We start from the raw sequence: 1,390 nt of genomic DNA, 5'->3' as shown, positions 1-1,390 counted from the left end.
GGATTGCCGGGCCGCACGCGCCGTAAATCATGCAGTCCAGGACACCACCGCGGAACGACACCCGGCCACAACCCGCACCACACCACCGGGCCCCGCCCAGACCGGACCGCAACCCCCGCCGGAGGCGCACCCGCGCCCACAACGCACCGCACAAGCCCGCAACCCCCGCCGGAGGCGTTCAGTCGGCGTCGTACTCCTCGATCAGCGCCCGCGAGCACTTGACGTCGTCCGCGATCGCCACCAGCAGCGCCTCGATGGACTCGAACTTCTGCTGCCCGCGGACGTACGACAGGAAGTCGACGGTCACATGGAGCCCGTACAGGTCCAGCCCGACCCGGTCGATCGCGTACGCCTCGACCGTCCGCTCCGTGCCCTCGAACTGCGGGTTCGTGCCGACCGAGATCGCCGCCGGCATGCGTTCGCCGTCGGCCGTGAGCCAGCCGGCGTACACGCCGTCCGCCGGGATCGCCGTGTGCGACAGGCACTCCACATTGGCCGTCGGGTAGCCGAGTTCACGTCCGCGCTGCGCGCCGCGCACCACCACGCCCTCGACGCGGTGCGGCCGGCCGAGGATCTCGGCGGCGCCCGCGACATCGCCCTCGGCGACCAGTCTGCGGGTCAGCGTGGAGGAGAACGGCTCGCCGCCGCCGGCCTCGCCGGTCACATAGAGGTCGACGACCTCGACGTCGTAGTCGTATGTCGCGCCCAGGTCGGCCAGGACCTCGACATTGCCCGCCGCCTTGTGGCCGAAGCGGAAGTTCGGGCCCTCGATCACCGCGCGGGCGTGCAACTTGTCGACCAGCACCTTCACGATGAAGTCGGCCGGTGACAGCTTCGAGAACTCGACGGTGAACGGCAGGATCAGCAGCGCGTCCACGCCCAGTTCCGCCATCAGCTCGGCGCGCCGGTGGTGCGGGGCGAGCAGCGGCGGGTGGCTGCCGGGCCGTACGACCTCGCTGGGATGCGGGTCGAAGGTCACGACGACCGACGCGACGCCCAGTTCCCGTGCCCGCTCCACCGCGCGGCCGATGATGAGCTGGTGCCCGCGGTGCACCCCGTCGTAAGAGCCGATGGTGACGACGCTGCGTCCCCAGTCCTGGGGGATGTCCTCCAAACCACGCCAGCGCTGCACTGTGACCGCTCCTCGCCCGAAACTGTGTACGTCATTGCCGGTTACGCAGCTCTAAGACTGCCATGCCCGGCGTCCGCGCCCCGCATCGGCACCGGGCTCGGCGAACCGGCCGGTAACGGGCTCAGACGCGAATGCGCCCCCCGGTGCACCCTCAGTGCACCCTGAGCGCGTACCCGGAGGGGTGCATGACGGGGCCGGGGCGGACAGACCTCCCGGGGGGCGCATTCGCGTCTGAGCCCGTTACCGGCCGGTTCGCCG

At 71.0% G+C, this 1,390-nt stretch carries 1 protein-coding gene; it reads right to left on the bottom strand.

Annotation, left to right across the window (positions count from 1 at the left end; genetic code table 11):
• Positions 1-178: 178 nt before the first annotated feature.
• Complete coding sequence (locus PV679_RS35990; RefSeq protein WP_319685493.1) at positions 179-1,132, bottom strand: bifunctional riboflavin kinase/FAD synthetase; 954 nt, start codon at positions 1,130-1,132, stop codon at positions 179-181.
• Positions 1,133-1,390: the final 258 nt, after the last annotated feature.

The organism is Streptomyces sp. AK02-01A (genome assembly GCF_033795305.1).
Lineage (GTDB): Bacteria > Actinomycetota > Actinomycetes > Streptomycetales > Streptomycetaceae > Streptomyces.
Note: the sequence above shows the minus strand (reverse complement) of the source record. Positions and strands in the feature narration are given on the sequence as shown.